Here is a 23,020-nt window from a genome sequence, read left to right on the forward strand (position 1 = left end):
AACTACGGCATCCATTCCGCGAAGGCGTCGTGGGCGTCGGCGGAGAACACCACGAATCGCACCTCGTCCACCTCGGAACCGGCCGTACGCACGGTCTGCACCGCGATCCGCGCCCCGTCGTCCATCGGCCAGCCGTAGATACCGGTGGAGATCGCCGGGAACGCGACCGTGCGCGCGCCCAGTTCGTCGGCCACGCGCAGGGATTCGCGGTAGCAGGACGCCAGCACCCGCGACCGGTCCTCGCGCGCCGACCACCGCGGCCCGACAGTGTGGATCACCCATTGCGCGGGCAACTCCCCCGCCGTGGTCGCGACGGCCTGCCCGGCGGGGAGCCCATCGCGAAAGCGTGTCGCGCGCAGATCCCGGCATTCGTCGAGGATCGCCGGACCGCCCCGGCGGTGAATCGCCCCGTCCACGCCGCCTCCCCCGAGCAGCCCCGAGTTCGCCGCGTTCACCACGGCGTCCACGTCCTGTTCGGTGATGTCACCCCGCACCAGCACGAGTTCGGCCATACCCCGATTGTGCCCGCCCGCGCGCTCACCCGCCGACACGGCACGGATCCCCGGCAACGAGCGGCCGGTCGCCTACCGTTCCTGCCATGGCCTGGATTCTGCTCATCCTGTCGGGATTCATGGAAACGGCATGGGCTGTGGCTCTCGAGCGCTCGGAGGGCTTCAGCAAACCGCTGCCCACCGTGGTGTTCGCGGTCGCACTCACTCTGAGCATGGCCGGGCTGGGCCTGGCGCTGCACGACATTCCGGTCGGCACCGGCTACGCGGTGTGGGTCGGCATCGACGCCGTCGGCACCGCCCTGGTCGGCATGATCTGGCTGGGCGAGTCCACCGGCCTGTCCCGCATCCTGTGCCTCGTGCTGATCATCGCGGGCGTGGTGGGCCTGAAGGTCTTCCACTGACCTGATTCGCAGCCCGTTCACAGCGGATCTCGAGGAATCCGGCCGACAATAGCGCCGTGTTTCCTGCGCCGATGGACGTACCGACGACGCCCGGCCCGGTCACCACGGTGGCCCCGCCGCCCCCGCCACCGCTCCCCTCGGCGAATCTCCACCCGTACAACGGTTCTCACCACGGGATCTCCCTGCTGCACGGCTGGCTGCCGCTGACGATCGAACTGGTCGCGCTGGCGCTGCTGGCCGTCGCGATCGTCCGGTTCACCCCGCGCTGGTGGCTGATCCGGGTGCCGATCTGCCTGGCGCTCGGCGTGGCCGCGGCGGTGGCGAGCTGGGCGTACATGAACAACGAGGGGCTGGCCAGCGATCCCGCGCCGCTGCTGCTGTGGGTGTGTATCGGCGCGACCGCCGTGGCCCTCGCCGTCGCGGTGGCCGGCTGGCCCGGCGCGCGGTGGTGGCGGCGCGCGGCCGCGATCGTGGCCGTGCCGCTGGCGGCGATGAGTACGGCGGTCGTCCTCGATCAGTGGGTCGGCTACTACCCGACCGCCCAGGCCGCCTGGAACGCCCTGACCGCCGGGCCGCTCCCGCACCAGACCGATCTCGACGCCCTGCCCGGGATGCGGAATACGAACGTCACCACCGGCGTGGTGGTCCCGGTGTCGATCCCGGACGACGCCAGCGGCTTCAAGCACCGCACCGAATACGTGTACCTCCCGCCCGCCTGGTTCGCCGGGGACACCCCGCCCGCGCTCCCGGCGGTGATGATGGTCGGCGGCGAGTTCAACACGCCCGGCGACTGGCTGCGCAGCGGCCAGATCATGCCCGAGATCGACAGATTCTCCGCGGCGAACGGCGGCCGGGCCCCGATCCTGGTGTTCGTCGATTCCAGCGGCAGCTTCAACAACGACACCGAATGCGTGAACGGCCCGCGCGGCGCAGCGGCCGACCATCTCACGAAAGATGTTGTGCCGTATGTGGAATCGACATTCGGCGCGCAGCGGGACCCCGCGAACTGGGCGGTCGTGGGCTGGTCGATGGGCGGGACCTGCGCGGTCGATCTGACGGTCATGCATCCGGAGCTGTTCCACACCTTCGTCGACATCGCCGGGGATCTCGGTCCCACCGCGGGCACGAAGGAGCAGACCGTCCAGCGCCTCTACGGCGGCGATCCCGCGCGCTGGGACCGGTTCGATCCGCTGACCGTGATGGCCGGGCACGGGCCCTATCCGGGGGTCGCGGGCCTGTTCGACGACCTCACGCCGCCGCAGCGGTCCGGCGCGCGCGGCGACCATCGACCGCAGACCGACGACGACGCGGCCGGGATGCACGGCCGCGACGGCGTGGCCGACACCGGCGAGGTCGGGGCCGCCGAGAAGTTGTGCGCGCAGGGCAGGAGCGTGGGCATCGACTGCACCATCCACACCACTCGGGGCGGCCATACCTGGCAGTTCGCCGCGGCCTCGTTCACCTCGTCGTTCCCGTGGGTCTCCGCGCGGGTCGGACTCCCGGCGCAGGCGAACGGCTGAGGCGCCGGATCAGTCCTCGGGCAGCGGAATCAGTTCGAGATGTTCGGGCGGCGGCGCCGACGACCGACAGGAGCCGCGACCGGATACGAGGCTGACCCCGCCGCTGTGTGCCACCAGCCACCTCCCGCACACGCACCGCAGATATCGCACCGACCCGTGCGACGACACATGCATCGGTGAGGGCCACGAGCAGGACGGGCAGGCGTCGGACATACCGGCCAACCCTGCGTAACGACCGCCTGATTTGCAATCACCCCGGCGGCGTGGCGGCGAATCCGTTCCCGCGGCCGATCGCCCGGCGCGTGCGGCACTTTCCCCGGCGGCCCGGCGTTGATACTGGTAGAACAGCCGTCGGCAGAAGGAGCCGCAATGAGTCTCATCGGGGCCGTGCTCGGATACATCCTGACCGTATTCCTGTTGCTGCTCATCGCCCGGCTGATCGTGGACTGGGCCGAGATGCTCGGAAACAGCCCGCGGTGGCTGTGGAAGGTGCGCCGCTTCACCCACTCCGCCACCGAGCCCGTGATCGCCCCGGTCCGCCGCGTCCTGAAGCCGGTCCGGCTCGGCACTGTCGCCTTCGACCTGGCATTCACCGTCGTCTTCCTCGCCGTCCTGATCCTCCGCTCGGTCGCGTTCAGCCTGTGACAGGTCGAAGCGCCATCGGACACTGGACAAACGTGTAACCACCTCGTTACGCTTCTCTCGTGGACGAGGCCGCGAGTGCTATCGCCGATCCGGTGCGGAGGGCGATTCTCGAGATGTTGCGCGAGTCGTCGCTGACCGCGGGCGAGATCGCCGCGCGGTTCGACATCAGCCGCCCCGCCGTCAGCCGGCATCTGCGGGTGCTGCGCGACAGCGGCCTGGTCCGCGACGAACTCGACGGGCGGCAGCGCCATTACCACCTGCGGGCGGAGCCGCTGCGCGAAATCGCCTCGTGGATAGCCGAATTCGACAGCCCGATCCGGTGGGAGCACCACCTCGACGCGCTGGAGACCGAGGTCTACCGCACCCGCCGCGAACGCCGCGACGACCCGTCCGCGACGCCCGGCTCGCACGACACCAGGGAGAACACCGCATGACTACCCCGCCCAACGGCTATCTCACCCGCACCGCCGACGGCCGAGACCTGGTCCTCACCAGGACTTTCCGCGCCCCGATCGACGACGTCTGGGCAAGCGTCACCGAATCCGCCCGCACCGCGAGGTGGTTCGGCCCGTGGGAGGGCGACCCCGCCCCGGGCCGAAACATCAAGGTACGCATGGTCTTCGAAGAGGGCCAACCCTGGATGGACATGCGAATCGACGCCTGCACCCCACCCCACCACCTCGCCCTCAGCACCCACGACGACGACCAGGGAGCCTGGCGCCTGGACCTCACCCTCACCGAACACGCAGGCACCACCGAACTCCGCCTCACCCACCACCTCCCCCCACAGGCCGAAACCTACGAGGTAGGCCCCGGCTGGGAGTACTACCTCGACGCCCTGGTCGCCGCCCGCGCAGGCGAACAACACCCGGACTTCGCCGACTACTACCCGGCGATGCACCAGTACTACGAGGACCTGACTCCGAGGTAGAGCCACAGCCCGGCGACGAGGCAGCGGTGCGGCCGCCCCGAACACCGCGGCCCACACCACTTCCCCGCCTCGGCAGCCGCACCGTTCCCGACCTCAGCGGCTGCCCGCCGAGTCACCACTTCCCCGACCTACAACGGCCGCCACAGACACCACCACTTCCCCGACCTACAACGGCCGCCACGGGCACCACCACGTTCCCGACCTACAACGGCCGCCGCAGGCACCACCACTTCCCCGGAACCGAGACGGCCGCCCTCCTATTAGGAGGGCGGCCGTCGAGGTTTCGGGGTCAGGCGTCCAACTCCGCGAGAATATCGTCCGAGACATCGACATTCGTGTACACGTTCTGCACGTCGTCACTGTCCTCGAGCGCGTCGATCAGCTTGAACACCTTACGCGCGCCGTCGGCGTCGACCGCGACGGTGGTCGCCGGCTGGAAGCCGGACTCCGCGGAATCGTAGTCGATATCCGACTTCTGCAGCGCGGTGCGCACCGCGACGAGATCGCCGGGCTCGCTGATGACCTCGAACGACTCACCGAGGTCGTTGACCTCCTCGGCGCCGGCGTCGAGGACCGCGGCCAGCACGTCGTCCTCGGACAGGCCGTTCTTGTCGAGCGTGACGATGCCCTTGCGGCTGAACAGGTACGACACCGAACCCGGGTCGGCCATGTTGCCGCCGTTGCGCGTCATCGCGACACGCACCTCGCCCGCGGCGCGGTTGCGGTTGTCGGTGAGGCATTCGATCAGAACGGCGACACCGTTCGGGCCGTAGCCCTCGTACATGATGGTCTGCCAGTCGGCGCCGCCACTCTCTTCGCCGCCGCCGCGCTTGCGGGCCCGCTCGATGTTCTCGTTGGGGACCGAATTCTTCTTCGCCTTCTGAATGGCGTCGTACAGCGTCGGATTGCCGTCCGGATCACCGCCACCGGTGCGGGCCGCCACCTCGATGTTCTTGATCAGCTTCGCGAACAGCTTGCCTCGCTTGGCGTCGAGGTGGGCTTTCTTGTGCTTGGTGGTGGCCCATTTGGAGTGGCCGCTCATTCCCTACTTCCTTCAGGTCGATGTGCTCGGGGTCCGGACAGACAACTTGACCAGTCTACTGCCCCACCCCGCGGTCTCTGCTGGGCGGATGTCCCGGACGTTGCCGCCCGCGCCGTCACGCGGGCCGCACGGCCTCCCGCTCCCGCACGGAGTCGACGAACATCCGGTGCACCCGGAGGTCGCCGGTCACCTCCGGATGGAACGAGGTCGCCAGCACTCCGCCCTGGCGCACGGCGACGATCCGGCCTTCCGCAGGCCCCGACGGTACCCGCGCCAGCACCTCCGCACCGGCGCCGACACGCTCGACCCACGGCGCGCGGATGAAGACCGCCCGCACCGGACCGTCGTCGAGACCGGCGAAGTCCAGATCGGTTTCGAAGGAGTCGACCTGGCGTCCGAAGGCGTTGCGCCGCACCGTCATATCGATTCCGGACAGCGACTGCGCGTCGGGCCGGGTATCGAGGACCTCGCTCGCGAGCAGGATCATCCCGGCGCAGGAACCGAAGGCGGGCATCCCCTCCCGCAGCCGCTGCCGCAGCGGCTCCAGCAGCCCGAACACCTCCAGCAGTGTGCTGATCGCCGTGGACTCCCCGCCCGGCAGCACCAGCGCGTCGACGGCGTCGAGTTCCGATTCCCGCCGCACGTTCACCGGCTCGGCGTCACAGGCCGCCAGCGCGTGGAAGTGCTCGCGCACATCGCCCTGCAATGCCAGTACACCAATGGTCGGTCTCACGAGTCGAGCATACGAGCCGCCCGTCGCGCCGCCGTTCGCGGCCGAGCCCGTGTGGCCCTGCTCACCCGGGCCGTCAACGTTTCGTCAGGGATCTGTTCGCCCGACCAGTCCGCGGGAACACTCGCGCTGTGACCGAAGTTCTGCCGAAACCCGAGCCCGCGCCCGCGGCCCTCCCGGCCGCGTCCCGGCGGCGCGGGCTCACCGTTTCCACCGGCCTGGCCGGGTTGTCCCTCGACGCGATGGCGTCGGTGTCCTACGGGCCCGAGGCCATCGTGCTGGTCCTCGCCGCGGCCGGCAGCGCGGGGCTGGGCATGACGCTGCCGGTGACCCTGGCGATCGTCGTCCTGCTCGCGGTGCTGATCGCGTCCTACCGCCAGGTCATCGCCGCCTTCCCCGACGGCGGCGGCGCCTACGCGGTGGCGAAGAAGCATCTCGGCCGCCGCACGAGCCTGGTGGCCGCCGCGTCGCTGATCGTCGACTACGTCCTCAACGTGGCGGTCTCGATCGCCGCCGGTATCGCCGCGCTGACCTCAGCGTTCCCCGCGCTGCTGCCGTACACGGTGTGGATCTGCCTGGCCGTGCCGGCCGGGATCACCGCATTGAATCTCGCCGGAATCCGGGAGAGCGCGCGCGTCTTCATGGCGCCGACCGCGGTATTCGTGGCCGGGATCCTGGCGGTGATCGTGGCCGGGCTGATCCGGTCGACGCCGCAGGTCACCGAGACCGGGCCCGCCGTGGCGACCGACGCGCGCACCATCGGGGTGCTGTTGCTGCTCAAGGCGTTCTCGAGCGGCTGCGCGGCCCTGACCGGTGTCGAGGCGATCGCGAACGCGGTCCCGAGTTTCGAGGAGCCCCGGGTGCGCCGGGCCCAGCGCGCCGAGGTCGCCCTCGGCGCGCTGCTGGGCATCATGCTGATCGGCCTGGCGACGCTCATCGGCAAGTTCTCCGTCCACCCGATCGAGGGCACGACGGTGCTGTCGCAGCTGACCGAGGCCGCGCTCGGCCACGGAATCGGTTACTACATCGTGCAATTCGCGACCGTGGTGCTGCTGGCGCTGGCCGCCAACACCTCGTACGGCGGCCTGCCGACGCTGACGAAGATTCTCGCCGACGACAACTGCCTGCCGCACCGGTTCGCGGTGCGCACGCCGCGGCAGGTGTACCGCTACGGTGTTCTGGCGCTGGGCATTTCGGCGGCGGTATTGCTGATCGCCTCGCGCGGCAATATGAACGCGTTGGTGCCGCTGTTCGCGATCGGCGTCTTCGTCGGATTCACCATCGCCCAGGTCGGCATGGTCGTGCACTGGCGGGTGCACCGTGTAGGCGGATGGCGGTTGGCGCTCAACGGTTTCGGCGCGCTGCTGACCTTCGTCGCCGCGATCGTGACCACGGCGATGAAGTTCACGGCAGGCGCGTGGCTGATCGTGCTGGTGCTGCCGCTGCTGGTCCTCGGGATGGAGCGGGTGCGCCGCACCTACCGCAAGATCGATACCAGCCGCGGCGCGGGCTGCGTCCCCGCGCGGCCGCAGGCGACCGGCACCGTCATCGTGGTGCCGGTCTCGGAGGTGTCCGAACTCAGCCGCGAGGCGCTGTCCGCCGCGCTGTCGCTCGGCCACAACGTGGTCGCGGTGCACGTCTGCCTGCCCGAGGAGAATATGACGGTCTTCACCAAGACCTGGGAGGCCTGGCATCCCGACGTCCGCCTGGAGATCATCGACGCCGGCGACTGCTCGGTCGGCGGCCCCGTCGCCCGCTTCGTCCGCGACAATTTCGACGGCCGCCGCAAGGTCGTCCTGATCGCCGAGGTCGACCCGCCCACCGGCTGGGACCGCCTACTCCCCAGCCACCGCAGCGACGAACTCGAACGCCAACTCCGCCGCCTCCCCGACACAGTCGTCTGCCACCTGAGAGTCCAAACAGCCTGAAGAACAACATACTTCAGAGATTTAGGGCCTCCCGGGCCAGGATGGCGGCCTGAACCCGGGACCGCACACCGAGCTTGGTGAGCACCCGGGACACGTGGGTCTTCACCGTGGTCTCACCGATATAGAGGCGGGTGGCGATCTGGGCGTTGGACAACCCCTCGCCCAGGCACGCCAGCACCTCCCGTTCGCGTTCCGTAAGCCCCACGAGCACATCGGGTTTCGGCTCGGGCGGCAGGTCGGTGGTGGCGAAGGCCGTGATCACCGCTCGCGTCACCTCCGGCGCGAGAACCCCGTCCCCGGCGGCCACCGACCGCACCGCCTCGACCAGCGCCTGACTCGACACCGATTTCAGGATGAACCCGGACGCCCCGGCCCGCAGCGCGCGGAACACGTATTCGTCCAGATCGAAGGTGGTGAGGATGAGCACCCCGGCCAGGCCGTCACCGGTGATCTGCTCGGTGGCGGTGATCCCGTCCACGCCGGGCATGCGCACGTCCATCAGCACGACGTCCGGCCGCAGCGCCTTCGTCTGCGTCACCGCGATATCGCCGTCGGCGGCCTCGCCGACCACCTCGATATCGTCGGTGGCGTCCAGGATCATCCGCAGACCGGCCCGGATCGCGCCGTGATCGTCGGCGATCAGCACCCGAATCGTCATGCCACCTCCGGTCTTTCGCGTATCGGCAGCCGGGCCGACACCACCCAGTCGGCGGCATCCCTTCCGGCGGAGAAACTTCCGCCGAGCGCGGCGGCGCGCTCGTGCATATTGATCAGGCCGCGCCGGGCGTCCGCGGCCTCGGCGGCGTCCGGCGCCGGGACGGCGGGCAGCCGATTGCGCACGGAAACCGCCAGCGTATCCGGCTCGGCGGCCACCGCGATGTCCACATCCCGGCCCGGCGCGTGCTTCATGGCATTCGTCAGCGCCTCCTGCACGATCCGGTACGCGGCCTGGTCCACCGCACTGGGCAGGTCGATATCGCCGCCCGAATCCCGTACGCGCACAGTCGTTCCCGCGTCCCGGGCGGCATCGACGAGGATCGGCAGCTGAGCGAGCCCGCGCGGCGCGACCGCCCCGTCCCCGTCGCCGCCGTCGCGGCGCAGCAGCCCGATCATGGTCCGCATCTCCTGCAGCGCGCTCACACTGTTGGCGCGGATCGAGCCGAGGATCCCGGTGACCGCGGAATCCGGATCCTGCCGCGCGAGCACCCCGAGCGCGGCCTCGGACTGGAGAGCGATCGCCGACAGGTGCCCGGCGATCACATCGTGCAGATCGCGCGCCATCGTCCGGCGCTCGTCGGCGACCGCGGCCTGCCGGTCCAGATCGGCGACCAGGGTCATCGCCTGCGCGCGGGTCCGTTCGGCGGCGGCCAGCTCCTTGTGGTGGCGCACCGACAGCGCCCACCAGATCGAGGTGCCCGCGAAGATGGACGCCCCCGCCACGGCGACGGCCGTCGCCCGCCAATCGCCCGTGACCACATAGGCGAGCACGGCGACGGCCACCGACAGCACCACACACGCGACCGTCACGAACCGTGACGCCCACCGGCTCCCGTACAGGCAGGCCGCGTAGATCAGATCCGAATAGACGATCCACACCGGCAGCGAGGAGCCGAGCACCAGGTCGATACCCAGCGGCGCCAGCCCGATCCCGAGCGCCACCAGCGGCGCGCGCCGCCGCAGCAGCGTCGCCCCGCACAGCAGCGCCAGCACCCCGAACCGCGCGGCCAGCGGCGCCGACGTCATACCGCCCAGCGGGTACAGCCCCGACAGGTACAGGATCGCGCCGATGGCGAACGCGAACAGCGCGACCAGCGCGTCCTGCGCGTTGGCCGACAGCGCGTTCCACTGCTTCACCGCACCATCACAGCACAGGCGTTTCCCGGACCGGATCCGTCGAAGTGATGACGGCCGATCGGTCCGACAGCCGACGCCGCTCGCCCCCGCGCCGCGCGACGCTCACGGTGTGATTCTGATTCCGGCCCTCATCGGACTGGCGCTGGTGGACAGCACCAGTATCGGCACCCTCATCGTCCCGGTCTGGCTGCTGCTCGCGCCCGATCGCCCGCCCGCGCGGCGGCTGCTGTGCTATCTCGCCGCGATCGCGGTCTTCTATTTCGTCCTCGGCGTGCTGCTCATGACGGCGGCGCGCGCCGGTGTCGACCGTCTCGGCGACCTGGCCCACAGTCCCGTACTGCTGGTACCGCAGCTGCTGCTCGGCATCGCCCTGTTCGCGGTGTCCTGGCGGTTCGACTCGAAGAAGCGCCGCGCCCGCGGCGAACCCGACCGCACCGCGGCCTGGCGCACCCGGGCGCTGGAACGGCAGTCCACCAGCGGAGGTCTGGCCGTGCTGGCGGTGAGTGCCGGTGCGCTGGAAGCGTTTTCGATGGTGCCGTATCTCGCCGCGATCGGCCTGCTGGTTTCGAACGACATCCCGGTCCTTCCCGCGATCGCGATTCTCGCCGGGTACTGCGTGGTCATGATCGTGCCCGCGCTGGCGCTGATGGCCGGGCGGTCGCTGCTGCATTCGGCCATCGAACCGATGCTGACGAAACTGGACGGATTCCTGTCCCGGCACGCCGACAGCGCGACCGGCTGGGCCCTGGCCCTCGCCGGGATCGTGCTCGCCCGCGGCGCGATCAGCGGTCTGGCCACCAGCTGAGGAGGACCGCCCGGCCCGGATTTTCGGGACCTTCGTCCCACTGCCGGAGCGCGCGGATCTCGGCACGCTGGTCGGGGACGTCGACGATTCGACCTGGAAGGACGGTACATGTCCTCGGCTCTTCCGGACGAGGAGACCCTCGAGGTCGCCCTCGGAATGGCGGTCCGCGCGCCCTCGGTGCACAACACGCAGCCGTGGCGGTGGCGGATCGCGACCGACCACCTCGAGCTGTACGCCGATACCGGCCGGCACCTGCCCTGCACCGACCCCCGGCGGCGAGCGCTGGTGATCAGTTGCGGTGCGGCCCTGCATCATCTGCGGGTCGCCCTGGCCGGATTGGGCTGGGCCGCGACGGTGACGCGCGTCCCCGACCCCGACCGTCCCGATCTGCTGGCCACGATCACCACGACGCCGCAGGTCCCGGCGGACACCGATATCGAGATGACCGCCGCGATCCTGCTGCGGCAGAGCGACCGCCGCCGCTACGCCGACTGGCAGGTCCCGCCCGGCTACCTCCGCACGGTCTCCCGCCACGCCAACCGCTTCGGCGCCGCCGTCCGGCAGGTGCCCCCGGTGCTGCGACCGCGGCTGGCCGGATCTATCCGCGCCGCCGCGGAACGCCATGCCGACGATCCGGCCTACCTGCGCGAACTCGCCGTGTGGAGCGGCAGGCGCGACGCCCCGGACGGGGTCCCGTCCCGCAACACTCCCCCGCCGCGCCCCACCGACGAGATCCCGAGCCGGATCTTCGCCCGCCCCGCCCTCACCGACGCCGACGCCGATTCCGACGGCGCGGAATGGCTCGTGGTCTGCACGGCGGGCGACGACCGCCGCTTCCAGCTCGCCGCAGGCGAGGCGACCAGCGCACTCCTGCTGACGGCCACGGACCTGGGCCTGTCCACCTGCGTCCAGACCGAACCGCTCGGCATGCCCGACCTGCGCCACGACATCCGCCGCGAGGTGCTGCACGACTGCGCCTTCCCCCAGGCCATGGTGCGGATCGGCTGGATCCCGGCGAACGCCGCACCCCTGCCCACCACCCCGCGCAGAGCGCTCGGCGAAGTCCTGGGCCGCTGATCAGGGCCGGGTATGGATCAACCCCATCCGCGCGGCAAGCACCGCGGCCTCCGTCCGCCCCCGGACATCGAGCTTGTGCAGGACTCGTGAGACGTAGTTCTTGACCGTCTTCTCCGACAGGAACATGCGCTCCGCGATCTGCCTGTTGGTGAGCCCGCGACCGACCAGCCCCAGCACGGTCCGCTCGCGGTCGGTCAGCTCGCCGAGCGGTCCGTCCTGCCATTCGGCCTGCGTGCGCAGTGCCGCCATCAGCGCGGCTGTCGCCCGGGTGTCCAACAGCGATCGACCGGACGCGATCTCCCGGACGGCATCGACGAGTTCCGGCCCGCGCACGTCCTTGACCAGGTAACCGGAGGCGCCCGCGAGTACCGCGCCGATCATGGAGGGTTCGTCCGCGAGGGCGGTGAACATCAGGACCCGCGCCGCGGGCACGGCGGCGAGCAGGTCACGGCACAGTTCGTCCCCGTCGCAGTCGGGCAGGCGGACGTCCAGCATCAGGACGTCGGGGCGCACGGCCGGAACCCGCGCCCGCGCCTCGGCGCACGTGCCCGCCTCGCCCACGAGAACCAGATCGCGCGTCTCGCGGAACAGATCGCGCAGCCCGCGCCGCACGATCTCGTGATCGTCGACGACGAAAACATCGGTCACAGCGGCGTCCTTCCGCCCGGAAGCAGCTGTTCAGCAGCTACCCGGCGTGGCGACGCCCAAACCGTGCCCCGGTCAGTCCTCGCGCAGCGTGCGGATCAGGCCCTCCTGGACCACCGCCGCGACCAGCTGGCCCCCCTGGTTGAAGATCCGCCCGCCGGTGAGCGCGCGACCGAATCCGGCCGACGGGGACGCCTGGTCGTAGAGCAGCCAATCGTCGGCGCGGAACGGGCGCAGGAACCACATGGCGTGGTCGAGCGACGCGTTCTGCGTGGGGTCGTCCGGATGGATGACCTTCGACGAGCCGAGCAGCGTCATATCACTCATATAGGCCAGCGTGCAGACGTGGAACAGCGGGTCGTCGGGCAGCGAATGCCGGTAGCGGAACCAGACCTGCTGCTGGGCGACCAGCCCGCCGCGCCGCGCGACCTGCTCCTGCGGGATGGTGCGGATGTCCCAGTGCTCCCACTCCCGCATCGCCCACAGCCGCTCCGGGCTCATCGACGTGCGGGCGTCCGGAAGGTCGTGCGGCAGCGGCACATTCGGCATCTCGTCCTGATGCTCCGGGCCCTCGTCGCCGATGTGGAACGAGGCCGACATGGTGAAGATCGCCTCGCCGTTCTGCACGCCGGTCACCCGCCGGGTGCAGAACGACCGCCCGTCGCGGATGCGCTCGACCAGGAACACGGTCCGCTCCTGCGGGTTGCCCGGCCGCAGGAAGTAGCCGTGCAGCGAGTGCACCTGATACCCCGGGTCGACGGTCCGCACCGCCGACACCAGCGCCTGCCCCGCAACCTGCCCGCCGAACGTCCGCGGCAGCTGGGTCTTCGTGGACGCGCCACGGAAGATGTCCCGCTCGAGCCGCTCTATCTCGAGGGCCTCTTCGATCGTCGCCATCAACCGTCCTTCCGGAATTGATCCAGCTCAGGTTAAACAATGGCGAACGATTACCGGCGAGCGGCTCACGGCGCGCCGCGGGCATCATGGTCCGGTGTCTCCGTTCGCCCCCATCACCGCCGACGCCCTGGCCGAGCTGGTCACCACCCGCGCCGCCGCCCTGTCCGGTCCGGGCGTCGTCGCGGTCGACGGAGCCGATGCCGCCGAGCCGGAGGAGTTCGCGCGGTCGGTGGCCGACCGGCTGCGCGCCCGTGGCCGCCCCGCCGACGTGATCTCCTTACACGACTACGTACGTCCCGCCTCCCTGCGCCTGGAATTCGGCCGCGACGAAATGTCCTACCGCGACGCCTGGTTCGACTACGCGGGCCTGAACCGCGAAGTACTGCAAGCCCTCCGCGACCACCACCGCTGGCTCCCCGCCCTCTGGAACGAGGCCACCGACCGATCGGCCAGAGCCACAACGATTCCCGCGTCCGGCGACACCCTCCTGCTCATCGCCGGCCCCATGCTGCTCGGCCGCGCCCTCGATTTCGACCTGACCGTCGAACTACGCATGTCCGAGGGCGCACTCCGCCGAACCACCACCCCGGCACAGGAATTCACGATCGACGCGATCCTCCGCCACCGCCGGGAATCGACCACCGACCCCGACATCCTGGTCAACTGGGACCACCGTGACCGCCCGGCCGTCCGCGAGTGACGTGCGGTGAACGCCGCCACAGTCCGCTCGGGACTCGGAGGCGGTGCGGAACCATTCTCAGCACGGTGATGGCGGGGCTGTGGTGGTCGTCGGCACCGAGGATCCGCGGGTCGTAGCCGAGAGGTTCTGGGGCCGTGGCGAATACGGACCACACCTTCGCGCGGGTGTACTCGTCGTCCACGACCTGTGCGCGGCAGTCGGCCACCGCCGTCTCGTGACTGGGGCTCCAGTACGAGCAGGAGATGTGCGGGTTCCGGGCCACATGCTTGACGGTGAGCGAGCCGGGGCGGGTGAACACCCAGCCGACGACGCCGTCGCCGCTCGACTCCCAATACGGGTGGACCACACGGGATCTCGGGCTTCCATGGGAATCCACCGTGGTGAGAGTGCACCACACGATCGTGTGGGCGATGCGGACGAACTCGCGGCAGATCTCGGAATCCGTGGTCGTGGATTCCGCAGCCATGGTTGTGCATCTTACCCGCGAAATCCCCCGGTTCGTCAGGCCGAACGGAACGTCGCGGCGTAGTGGTCGACGTAGACGCGGCCGGAGCGGTGGGCGAGTTCGGTCATCAGGGCGTCGGTCTCGGTGCGGACGGTGCTGCGATCGAGGGACGGGAAGTAGCGCGGACGCCCGAACGCGATGTGAACCCGGGCGGGCCGCAGGAAGCGGCGACCGCGGCGGTTGACGCGGTCGGTTCCCGAGAGCGCGACCGGCACGAGCGGGGCACCCGTCTGCATGGCCACGCGGATAGCGCCGGTGCGACCGCGGTAGACCCGCCCGTCGGGCGAGCGGGTGCCCTCGGGATGGATGCCCCACACGCCGCCGGATTCCAGGATGCGCTCGGCGGCATCGAGCGCCGCGGTCGAGGCCGTCCCGCCGGAGCGGTCCACCGCCACCTGTCCGGTCGCCCGCATCACCCATCGGTTGACCCGCCCGCGCAGCCCGCCCTCGGTGAAGTACTCCTGTTTGGCGATGAAGGTGATGCGCCGCGGCAGCACCAGCGCCAGGTACAGCGAATCGATGGCCGCCAGGTGATTGGCCGCGACGATCACCGGTCCCGTGCGCGGAACATACTGCAATCCGGTCACTTTCGGCCTGCCCAGCAGACGCAGCAGCGGTCCGATCAGCACGTGCTTCAGCAGCCAATACGACATCGATCATCCTCCCGGCGGTTCGCGTAGACACTGTCTACCAGAGTGCGTAGACACTGTCTACGCGAGTCGCGCGGAATATCCGCGACCATGCGACACAATGGCGCCCATGGGTGTCGAGGAGTCGCTACGCGACCGGCTGATCACGGTCGGTGTCGAGTTGCTGGAGGAGGTCGGCGCCGCGCAACTCGGGTTGCGGACGATCGCCCGGCAGGCCGGTGTCTCGCACGGCGCTCCCCGGCGCTACTTCCCCACCCACACGGCGTTGCTGTCCGCGATCGCCGCACGCGGATTCGCCGATCTGCGAACACGTTTCGAGGCACACGCGGATCAGCCGCCACGCGCGCGCATCGACCACATGGCGACGGCCTACATCCGCTTCGCCGCGGACCGCCCGGAGATGTTCACCCTCATGTTCCGCCACGACCTGCTGGAGGGTTCAGGCGAGCACCTACGCCGGCAGACCCTCCCCATGTACCGGCACTTCGCCGCACTCGTCGCGGAATGCACCCCCGAGCACGCGGATCGGCAGGCGCTACAACTGTGGTCGGGCCTCCACGGCATCGCTGTCCTGGTAGCCAACCGCAGCCTGGCCCTGGTCGCCCCGGACGCGGACCCGGTAGGCATAGCCGCCGACGTGGTGGACCGCTACCTCGGTTAGGGAATCGGTAGGGAGATGAGCCACCTCGACACAGTCCTTACCATCCGCACCTCCGGCCCCCTGATCCCCACCACCCTCGCCCGATCAACCCCCGCTCAGGCCAACACACCCACCACCACCGCACCACCCTCTGGTGCGAACTCCCCCGCCCCGAATTCTCCCGCTGGGCCTGACACCGAAGGCGGATCGGCCGATCTGCTGCCCTCGACATCGAATACGCGAAATCCTGAGCGCGAATGTCCTACCGTGGTGAAATCCGTTGGGAGGAGTGGTGGTTCATGCCGATCCAGCACATCGTCACGATTCAGGTAGCGCCGGGGCGGGCGGCCGACTTCGCCGAAGCATTCGAGGCTTTGAAGGCTGCCGTGGAGCGGGAGGACGGCTGCGAGCAGTACGACCTGTTCCAGAGCATGAGTAACCCGGACATCGTGGTATTGCTGGAGCGCTGGACCGACCAGGACCTACTCGACAAGCACAGGCGGGCCGAAGGTACCGATAACGAAGCGCTGATCAACGCGCTCATCGCACTGTGGGCGCCCGGCACGACCCCCTCGGTTCTGCGTTTCGACAGCTGACCATCCAGGACGCCGCCCGTCGCGAGTCAGGGGCGCGGGCGCAACCGCGCCGGGTCAGGTGGATGCGACGAACCGTGAACGCGACCCCTCTCCACCCGACGCCACGGCGAGACGCACCCTCATGCCGATGTGCGTGTAGTTCGGTTGTCCGTCTGTTCATCTCACGAACGCTCATGCCGCTTCAGGATCGGTCGAGTCCTCCTCGGCCGGTTACTTGCCGTGTAGGTGGGCTTTGGTCTGGTTGCGGCTCGGGATCAGTCCGCGGATGTTGGCTGCCCGAGGGTTGTCCGGGCCGGAACGTTCTTTGGATGGCGCGCATGAGCCGGTCGACGACCGGGTTGGTGGTGGTGCTGGCGACACCGATGATGTCGTGCCCGTCGGCGAATTCCGCGCAGGGGCGGCCGGGGGTTTCCTTCGGGCGAGAGTGGTAGCAGGTTCACGCGTAGAGCGCGTCGATCTCGACCTCGTGTCGTTTCAGCACGGCGGGGCGTTTGAGGGAGAGCTTCGGGGTGAGTTCGCCTGTCTCCTGCGACCATTCGGCGTCGAGGATGCGAATCTTCTTGATCTGCTCGGCCTTGGAGACCGTGGCATTGACCTGGGCGACCGCGGCGTTGATCTCGGCTATCAGGTCGGGATGCGAGATCAGATCCGCCACGCCCGTTCCCCCGTCGAGTCCGTGCCGCTCGCGCCAGCCGGGCAGCGCGTCGCGGTCCAGGGTGATCAGGGCCGCGATGAACGGCTGGGCGTCGCCGATCACCATGCACTGGCCGATCAGCGGATGCGCACGCAGTCCGTCTTCGAGCGGGGCAGGCGAGACGTTCTTGCCGGCGGCGGTGACGAGGATTTCCTTCTTGCGGCCGGTGATGGTGACGTAGCCGTCGGCGTCGAGAGCGGCCAGGTCGCCGGTGTGGAACCAGCCGTCGGTGAAGGACTCCGCCGTCGCCTGCGGGTTACGCCAATACCCCTGGAACACAACGGGTCCGCGCACGAGGAGTTCACCGTCATCGGCCAGCCGCACGGTGTGGCCGTCGAACGGGCGACCGACGCTGCCCAGCCGCTGGCCGCGCGCTTGGTTGCCGTTGAGCGTGATGGCCGCGGTGGTTTCGGTAAGTCCGTATCCCTCGGCAATATTGACGCCCACGCCACGGTAGAAGTGCGCGAGCCGCGCACCCAACGGTGCGCCGCCGGAAATGGCGTGCGTGCATCGGCCGCCGAGCGCCGCCCGCAGCTTCCCGTAGACGAGCTTGTCGAACAGCAGATGTTGCCACCGCAGCAGCAGGCCCGGACCGCCGGCGTCGAGGGACCGGCTCCAGGCGATGGCGACGTCGGAGGCCCGGTCGAAGATCGCGCCCTTACCGTTGTCGTGCGCCTTCTGTTCGGCCCCGTTGTAGATCTTCTCGAAAACCCGCGGCACCGCGACGAGTCCGGTGGGCCGCAGGGCGGCGAACTTGGCGGGCAGGTCGGTCCAATCACTGGTGTGGGCCACGGCGAAACGGTGTTCCACGGCCGCCAGCGAGGTGGCGTGCGCGAGGATGTGGGCCAGCGGCAGGAACAGCAGCGTGCGACCGTTCGGACGCAGCAGTTCGGGCACGCGGGCAGGCGCGCACTCGGCCATGGCGGCCAGATTGCCGTGGGTCAGCGGCACACCCTTGGGCTTGCCGGTGGTGCCGGAGGTGTAGATGACCAGTGCGTCCGAGTTCGCGCCGAGTCGGGCACGGCGGGCGGCCAATTCGTTGTCGGGCACCTCCGCGCCGCGAGTGATCAGCTCGGTGATCGCGCCGCCGTCGATGTGCAGGGTCTCCCGCACGGGCAGGCCCGCGATGGCCTGCTCGGCGATCGCGAGGTGTGCGCCGGTTTCCACGACCAGCAGCTCCGATCCGGAGTCCTCGACCACCCAGCGCACCTGATCGGCCGCCGAGGAGGCGTAGATGGCCACGGTCACGCCGCCGGCGAACCAGATGGCGTAGTCGAGCAGAATCCACTCGTAGCGGGTGTCGCTCATCAGCGAAACCCGGTCGCCCACTTCGAGTCCGGCCGCGATCAGGCCCTTCGCGACGGCCCGCACCTCGCGGGCGAATTCGGCGGCGGTCAGCTCCGACCAGCCGCCGTCGGCGGTCGGGATCAGGAACAGCACGGCGCCGGGGTGGTCGCGTTCGTTGCGCAGCACAGGATCGCCCATGAAATGGTCGTCGGCGATGGAGTAGGTGGCGGGGACACTGTATTCACGCATGGCGGTGAGCCTTCTCGAAGTCGTTGTGCAGCAATGGTATTCCGGCTCGACGCAGGGCCGACAGGGCGGCGTTGTGGCCTGCCGTGCCGTGTGCGCCCGCACCGGGCGGCGCGGCGGCCGAGGCGATGAACATGCCCGGCACACCGGTGTAATAGGGGTCGAGGGCGACGCGCGGCCGGGTGAGCAGCTGGAAAGGCGTTGCCGCGCCACCGATAACATCGCCGCCGACAAAATTCGGGTTGGTGGCGATCAGATCCGCGGTCGTAGTCACCGAGTGTGCGACGATGCGATCCCGGAAGCCGGGCGCGAACCGTTCGATGTGGCGCAGGATGGCTTCGGTGGCATCACCGGTGAATCCGTGTGGCACGTGGGCGTAGGCGTAGATCGGGTGCAGATCACCTCGGGACCGGCCCGGGTCCGCCAGGTACTGCTGGCCCACGATGATGAACGGCCGCTCGGGCATGCGCCCGGCATTGGTCTCGCGCTCGGAGACGACCATCTCCGCGAAAGATCCCGCGACATGGACGGTTCCGGCCTGACCGCAGCGCTCGTCGGTCCACGGGATGCCGCCCTGTACCGCCAGATCCAGTTTGAACGCGCCGGGTCCGTAGCGGTAGCGCCGGTAGGCGCGCTGAACACGGTGCGGCATCCGGTCTTCGAGCAGGTCGGCGACAGCGTGCGGGCCCAGATTGAACAGCACCATATCGGCGGGCGGCAGCTGCGACACGGCGGTGACGCGCACCCCCGTCTCGATCTTCCCGCCGAGCGATTTCAGCAGTGCCGCAAGGGCTTCGGCGATGGACCGTGATCCTCCCGAGGCCACCGGCCAGCCATAGCGCTGGTTCACCGCGACGAACATGAGGCCCAGTGCCGCCGAGGTGGGCGCTGTCAAGGGCCTGAACGAATGCGCGCACGCGCCGCCGAACAGCGCTTTCGCCTCCTCGGTGCGCCACAGCCCGGCCAGTAGCGACGCCGACGCCAGTGCGGGAATACCGAAGCGCGCCAAACTTATCGGATGCCGTGGTAGGTGCGCGGGCGGCTGGAACGTCTCGTCGATGAGATCGTCGATGCGCTCCGACAGCGGCCGGTAGAGCCGATGCCAGCGGCGAGCGTCGACGCCCAGCCCGAGGGCGGTGTCTTGCACAGACCGCACGAGCACGCCCGCCCGGCCCTCGTCGAGCGGGTGCGCCAGATCCACGGGCGCGTAACGCCAACGGAGCCCGAACTTTTCGAGCTCGAGCGATCGCAGCAACGGTGCGGCCGCCGCGAAGGGATGTACCGCCGAGCAATGGTCGTGCAGCAGCCCCGGCAGCGTGTACTCGCCGCTGGCGGTGCCGCCGCCGAGGGTGTCGGTGGCCTCGAGCACGGTCACCTCGACACCGTGGCGCGCCAGCGTGACGCCCGCCGCGAGCCCGTTGGGGCCCGACCCTACGACAACGGCGGTGGTCATGCCGCGCCTTCCACAGCGGCGTGCACATGCACCGGAATCGTTCCGTCCCAAGGTTGTCCGGTGAGCATGTCCGACACTTCCACATGGCCGACCTCGAAGGTGCCGGTGGCGGCGTCGATCAGGCGGTATTCCTGCCGCTGCCGGTGCATGGGCTGCGATTCCAGCACGATCACCCGCAGTTCACCCGGCTCGAACCGGCAGCGTTGCTGCACGGCGGTGATGAGCTGTTCGTTGTGCAGGTGCCCGTCGCCGAAGTTCCATCCGATCGCCGATCCCGCCACTATCTCGCCCTCGACCACCCGGTAACGCTCGTGGTCGGTTCCCCCGGCGCGGGGGATGAGGCCGTAGAGAGCGCGGCCGTGCGTGTGCATCGAGCGGAAGGCGTACTGCCGGTGGTCGAAGTATTCCGCCGCGGGCTCGTCATAGAGACGCGTGAGCTGCTGGGCGGGGAACGGTGAGGACTTGACCAGGCCGCTGTCCCACTTCTCCAACGCGCTCGGCGTGAACAGCCACAGGCCGGTCGGCCAGTTGCCCGCGTAATAGCGCATGGACATCAGGAACGAGGTGTGCTTCGGCACGAAGTTGCCGTATGCGACCAAGGCCACCAGCGCGGCGATGAACAGCAGCGCCCACGGCCCCGTCAGGTCACCGAGACTCAGGGAACCGTGGTCCACGAACAGGATCCACGTACCCATGATCATGAAGACGTTCCACTCCAGCGGCACCCCGATGGGCAGGCTGGTCAGGATGTTCAGATGGAATACCGTGAACAGGATCGCCGCCGCGATCGCGAGCTTGCTGCCGTGCGCGAGGTAGATCACCGCGGGCATGACGATCTCGAAGGCGGTGCCGGTTCCGTGCGCGAGAAACGCCGAAACCTTCGACGGCCGTAGGTCATTCGGGTAGTCGCGGAACAGCTTCCGCTTGAATGTGGTGCTGCGGACGATCGGGTTGTTGCTCATCATCACCGCCACCACGTACGGGAAGTGGTGATTGAACTTCGACACCGCCGCACCCCACCAAATGGCCAGCATCACAAGTTTCGCGCCCACCAGCCCGTCCGCGCCCGGCAGCATCAGCATCACGAGGAAGCTGCCGTACACCTCGGTGCGCGCGGCCAGGAAGATCGCCTTGTCGCGCAACCCGGTCAACGCCAGCAGCACCAGGATGGGCAGCAGCCGTGCCGGGGCCAACGCACTCGCGTCGCCGTGGGCGGTGGGTTCGGTGGCGGGGGACGTCAGTGCGAAGACCGCGGTCGCCAGCACGCCGACATACAGCGCAACATCCAGCGGTGTGCGGGTGCTGCCGCGTGTGCCGGGTACCCGCTCCGGCCATGGGGGCAACCGGATGGTGCCGGGTCGAAGCCAGTACAGCGGCCCGCCGATCGGCGGCAGGAAACGCAGTGTCAACGGCCCGAACCCGCAGCCGAGGCCGAGTACCTCGAACAGCAGCGTCCACACCACCAGCTTCTGGAAGAACAGCGGTTCGTCCCACCAGTCGAAGAACCGCGCTGGTGTGCCGAGACCTGGCGTGGCCCAGCCGATTCCGATCGCCACCGCGACATAGAGGACGATCTTGACTACGTACCCGAGCAGGACCACATCCGGGGTGCCCACCCCGGCGGAGGCCCAGTCCAGCACGATCGGCCGCAGCCGCTGCATTCGGGTGCCGCGCCGCCAGTTTTCGTAGTCGAGATCGGGCAGACGCGGGGACAGGAAACCCATGAGAGTGTAAATCCAACCTTCCTGGGCAACAGTGGCGGTGGCCACATGACACCACGCGATATCCGGGCCGACCAGCGGCCGGCCGGAGATCTGTGCGCCGCGCACGAACGATGGCGCGCGATTCATCTGCCGCGCCCAACCCCGGGCGCCGGCCGGAGGGGTGATGGTCAGCCGGGTGCGTCAGCCGGGCGGCAGCAGAGCCACGGTCCCGTGCCACCGGCAGATGCCTAGCGCGTACCGCAGGTCGAAGGTGTCGCCGGTGAGATCCAGCCCGTATTTGCGGGTGATCTGCTGGATTCGGTACTGCACCGTATTGCGGTGCATCAGCAGTCTTTTCGCGGTGCGGGCGTAGCTGCCGTTCTCGGCGAGGAACACCTCCAGGGTCTCGCGCAGCACCGCGGTCTTCGCGTCGTCGCGAGCCAGTGGACCGAGTACGCGGGCGGCGAACGCCGCCAGCTCCCGGGGTTCGTCGACGAGCAGGGCGAACGGGGCGGTTTCCTCGAAGGCCACCGCGGCGGGGGTGTTCGAACCGGCCGACTGTGCGAGGGTCTTGCCGCGTGCGGCGGTGCGCGCGCTACGGCGGAAGCCGCGCAGACCGGAATCGGCCGCGCCCAAGGCCATTCGTACCGGTAGCCGCGCCTGCGCCAGGTCCTGTCGCAGGTCGGACAGGTCGGGGAACTCGCGCCGGATCGGGAGCCACAGGCGCAGTTCACGATCACCGGCGGGCAGGGCGAGCACCGGGTCGATCGCCTCGACCGCCCGTGTGAGCAATTGGGCCGCCTGCTCCAAGGCCCGCGTCGTCTCGGCGACAGTGCACGGCGGTGTGGTCCACAACTCGACGGCCAGGTGGCGTTGGTCGAGCCGATATCCCAGTGCCGCTTCGGCGGCCGCGACATCCGGGTCGGCCTCCTCGAGCAGCCGCCGCACCCATTCCCGCCGGGCCGCGTGGCGGCTGTTGAGCCAGCGGTCGCGTTCAGCCTCATAGACCGCGCCCACCTCTTCGGTCACATGGTCGAGGTAGGCGGCCCCGAAGCTCATGATGTCGGCGATCTGCGCCATCCGATCGGGTCCGCCCCCGTCGAGGATGCGACCGATGCTGACCTCCAGCAGCCTGGACTGACCGAACCCGTAGGCGCGCAGCAGGTCCGTGAGTGGCACCCCGCCGCGAGCCAGCCGCCGCGCGTACACGATCGCCGTGGAGGGCGGATTGACGGTCGCGGGATCGATGGCGTTGGCCAGGACGTGCACGACCGTGACAACGTTCTCGGTGATGCTCGCGGCCAGCAGATCGCCGAGTTCCGGGTCGGTGGCGAGACCGTCGACGGTGAGCTTGGTCTGACGGATCAGTTCGGCGGCGACGACCTCACGATGCGGCTGCAGCGCCCGCCCCAGCCATGTCAGGGATTCGAATGCCACGGCGCACCGCCTTTCCGCTGTCCGACCTCGCCGAATTCGTGCTGCGGGTACAACGCCTACGGGCGCCGGCGCGCGTACTCGCCGGGCGCGATACCGGTCCACCGTCGGAAGGCGTGCTGAAA

24 protein-coding genes are annotated in these 23,020 nt (G+C 69.4%); 11 read left to right on the plus strand and 13 right to left on the minus strand.

Annotated features, from left to right (window positions below):
* Positions 1-2: 2 nt before the first annotated feature.
* The gene (locus tag ON41_RS18550; RefSeq protein ID WP_040748933.1) at positions 3-512 is read right to left on the minus strand and encodes an O-acetyl-ADP-ribose deacetylase; all 510 of its coding nucleotides are present in this window, start codon (positions 510-512) and stop codon (positions 3-5) included.
* Positions 513-598: 86 nt separating this feature from the next.
* Here ON41_RS18550 and ON41_RS18555 point away from each other — a divergent pair, with 86 nt between their 5' ends.
* The 5 genes from ON41_RS18555 (at position 599) to ON41_RS18575 (ending at position 4,009) form a co-directional block, all read left to right on the plus strand.
* Positions 599-913, plus strand: coding sequence for a DMT family transporter (locus ON41_RS18555; RefSeq protein ID WP_040748934.1), 315 nt, complete (start codon positions 599-601; stop codon positions 911-913).
* Positions 914-984: 71 nt separating this feature from the next.
* On the plus strand, positions 985-2,433 hold the full coding sequence (locus ON41_RS18560) for an alpha/beta hydrolase (protein ID WP_083905447.1): 1,449 nt from the start codon (positions 985-987) through the stop codon (positions 2,431-2,433).
* A 369-nt stretch (positions 2,434-2,802) separates the two neighbouring features.
* Complete coding sequence (locus tag ON41_RS18565) at positions 2,803-3,078, plus strand: YggT family protein (RefSeq protein ID WP_040748935.1); 276 nt, start codon at positions 2,803-2,805, stop codon at positions 3,076-3,078.
* Positions 3,079-3,137: 59 nt separating this feature from the next.
* Positions 3,138-3,512: a metalloregulator ArsR/SmtB family transcription factor gene (locus ON41_RS18570; protein WP_040748936.1), complete on the plus strand. Its 375-nt coding sequence runs from the start codon at positions 3,138-3,140 to the stop codon at positions 3,510-3,512.
* Positions 3,509-4,009: an SRPBCC family protein gene (locus ON41_RS18575; RefSeq protein WP_040748937.1), complete on the plus strand. Its 501-nt coding sequence runs from the start codon at positions 3,509-3,511 to the stop codon at positions 4,007-4,009. Before ON41_RS18570 ends, ON41_RS18575 begins: the two co-directional genes overlap by 4 nt.
* Before the next feature lie 289 nt (positions 4,010-4,298).
* Here the strand turns inward: ON41_RS18575 and ON41_RS18580 are convergent, their stop codons facing one another.
* Together ON41_RS18580 and pdxT are read right to left on the minus strand one after the other, a co-directional pair.
* Positions 4,299-5,051, minus strand: a complete 753-nt coding sequence (locus tag ON41_RS18580) for a YebC/PmpR family DNA-binding transcriptional regulator (RefSeq protein ID WP_040748938.1) — start codon at positions 5,049-5,051, stop codon at positions 4,299-4,301.
* Between the two features lie 115 nt (positions 5,052-5,166).
* Entirely contained in the window at positions 5,167-5,784 is a 618-nt protein-coding gene (pdxT, locus tag ON41_RS18585; RefSeq protein WP_051161835.1) for a pyridoxal 5'-phosphate synthase glutaminase subunit PdxT, read from the minus strand.
* A gap of 128 nt (positions 5,785-5,912) precedes the next feature.
* Here pdxT and ON41_RS18590 point away from each other — a divergent pair, with 128 nt between their 5' ends.
* A complete protein-coding gene (locus tag ON41_RS18590) occupies positions 5,913-7,709 on the plus strand; it encodes an APC family permease (protein WP_051161837.1) in 1,797 nt (598 codons plus the stop codon).
* A 13-nt stretch (positions 7,710-7,722) separates the two neighbouring features.
* Here the strand turns inward: ON41_RS18590 and ON41_RS18595 are convergent, their stop codons facing one another.
* Both ON41_RS18595 and ON41_RS18600 read right to left on the minus strand, forming a co-directional pair.
* A complete protein-coding gene (locus ON41_RS18595) occupies positions 7,723-8,367 on the minus strand; it encodes a response regulator (RefSeq protein ID WP_040748939.1) in 645 nt (214 codons plus the stop codon).
* On the minus strand, positions 8,364-9,563 hold the full coding sequence (locus ON41_RS18600; RefSeq protein WP_051161839.1) for a sensor histidine kinase: 1,200 nt from the start codon (positions 9,561-9,563) through the stop codon (positions 8,364-8,366). The genes ON41_RS18595 and ON41_RS18600 overlap by 4 nt, the downstream gene beginning before the upstream one ends.
* A gap of 109 nt (positions 9,564-9,672) precedes the next feature.
* On the opposite strand from ON41_RS18600, the gene ON41_RS18605 reads away from it, so the two are divergent.
* Positions 9,673-10,368: a GAP family protein gene (locus ON41_RS18605; protein ID WP_040748940.1), complete on the plus strand. Its 696-nt coding sequence runs from the start codon at positions 9,673-9,675 to the stop codon at positions 10,366-10,368.
* Positions 10,369-10,476: 108 nt separating this feature from the next.
* Entirely contained in the window at positions 10,477-11,445 is a 969-nt protein-coding gene (locus ON41_RS18610) for an Acg family FMN-binding oxidoreductase (protein WP_040748941.1), read from the plus strand.
* Here ON41_RS18610 and ON41_RS18615 read toward each other — a convergent pair whose 3' ends face one another.
* Entirely contained in the window at positions 11,446-12,093 is a 648-nt protein-coding gene (locus tag ON41_RS18615) for a response regulator (protein WP_040748942.1), read from the minus strand. It abuts the gene before it with no gap.
* A 72-nt stretch (positions 12,094-12,165) separates the two neighbouring features.
* The gene (locus ON41_RS18620) at positions 12,166-12,987 is read right to left on the minus strand and encodes an acyl-CoA thioesterase (protein WP_040748943.1); all 822 of its coding nucleotides are present in this window, start codon (positions 12,985-12,987) and stop codon (positions 12,166-12,168) included.
* Between the two features lie 94 nt (positions 12,988-13,081).
* On the opposite strand from ON41_RS18620, the gene ON41_RS18625 reads away from it, so the two are divergent.
* Entirely contained in the window at positions 13,082-13,687 is a 606-nt protein-coding gene (locus ON41_RS18625) for a nucleoside/nucleotide kinase family protein (protein ID WP_040748944.1), read from the plus strand.
* On the opposite strand, the gene ON41_RS18630 is transcribed toward ON41_RS18625, so the two are convergent.
* Together ON41_RS18630 and ON41_RS18635 are read right to left on the minus strand one after the other, a co-directional pair.
* A complete protein-coding gene (locus ON41_RS18630) occupies positions 13,647-14,153 on the minus strand; it encodes a pyridoxamine 5'-phosphate oxidase family protein (RefSeq protein WP_051161842.1) in 507 nt (168 codons plus the stop codon). The genes ON41_RS18625 and ON41_RS18630 overlap by 41 nt on opposite strands.
* A 35-nt stretch (positions 14,154-14,188) precedes the next feature.
* Entirely contained in the window at positions 14,189-14,845 is a 657-nt protein-coding gene (locus ON41_RS18635) for a lysophospholipid acyltransferase family protein (protein ID WP_040748945.1), read from the minus strand.
* A gap of 106 nt (positions 14,846-14,951) precedes the next feature.
* Here ON41_RS18635 and ON41_RS18640 point away from each other — a divergent pair, with 106 nt between their 5' ends.
* On the plus strand, positions 14,952-15,503 hold the full coding sequence (locus ON41_RS18640) for a TetR/AcrR family transcriptional regulator (RefSeq protein ID WP_040748946.1): 552 nt from the start codon (positions 14,952-14,954) through the stop codon (positions 15,501-15,503).
* Between the two features lie 278 nt (positions 15,504-15,781).
* A complete protein-coding gene (locus ON41_RS39150; RefSeq protein WP_157185529.1) occupies positions 15,782-16,078 on the plus strand; it encodes a putative quinol monooxygenase in 297 nt (98 codons plus the stop codon).
* Between the two features lie 436 nt (positions 16,079-16,514).
* Here ON41_RS39150 and ON41_RS18650 read toward each other — a convergent pair whose 3' ends face one another.
* From ON41_RS18650 to ON41_RS18665, 4 genes are all read right to left on the minus strand, one after another.
* Positions 16,515-18,308, minus strand: coding sequence for an AMP-dependent synthetase/ligase (locus tag ON41_RS18650; RefSeq protein ID WP_040748947.1), 1,794 nt, complete (start codon positions 18,306-18,308; stop codon positions 16,515-16,517).
* On the minus strand, positions 18,301-19,758 hold the full coding sequence (locus ON41_RS18655; protein WP_051161844.1) for a phytoene desaturase family protein: 1,458 nt from the start codon (positions 19,756-19,758) through the stop codon (positions 18,301-18,303). The genes ON41_RS18650 and ON41_RS18655 overlap by 8 nt, the downstream gene beginning before the upstream one ends.
* Entirely contained in the window at positions 19,755-21,482 is a 1,728-nt protein-coding gene (locus ON41_RS18660; protein WP_040749037.1) for a DUF3556 domain-containing protein, read from the minus strand. Before ON41_RS18660 ends, ON41_RS18655 begins: the two co-directional genes overlap by 4 nt.
* Positions 21,483-21,662: 180 nt before the next feature.
* On the minus strand, positions 21,663-22,898 hold the full coding sequence (locus tag ON41_RS18665) for a PucR family transcriptional regulator (RefSeq protein WP_040748948.1): 1,236 nt from the start codon (positions 22,896-22,898) through the stop codon (positions 21,663-21,665).
* Positions 22,899-23,020: the final 122 nt, after the last annotated feature.

This window comes from Nocardia transvalensis NBRC 15921, assembly GCF_000308875.1.
Classification (GTDB): Bacteria; Actinomycetota; Actinomycetes; order Mycobacteriales; family Mycobacteriaceae; genus Nocardia; species Nocardia transvalensis.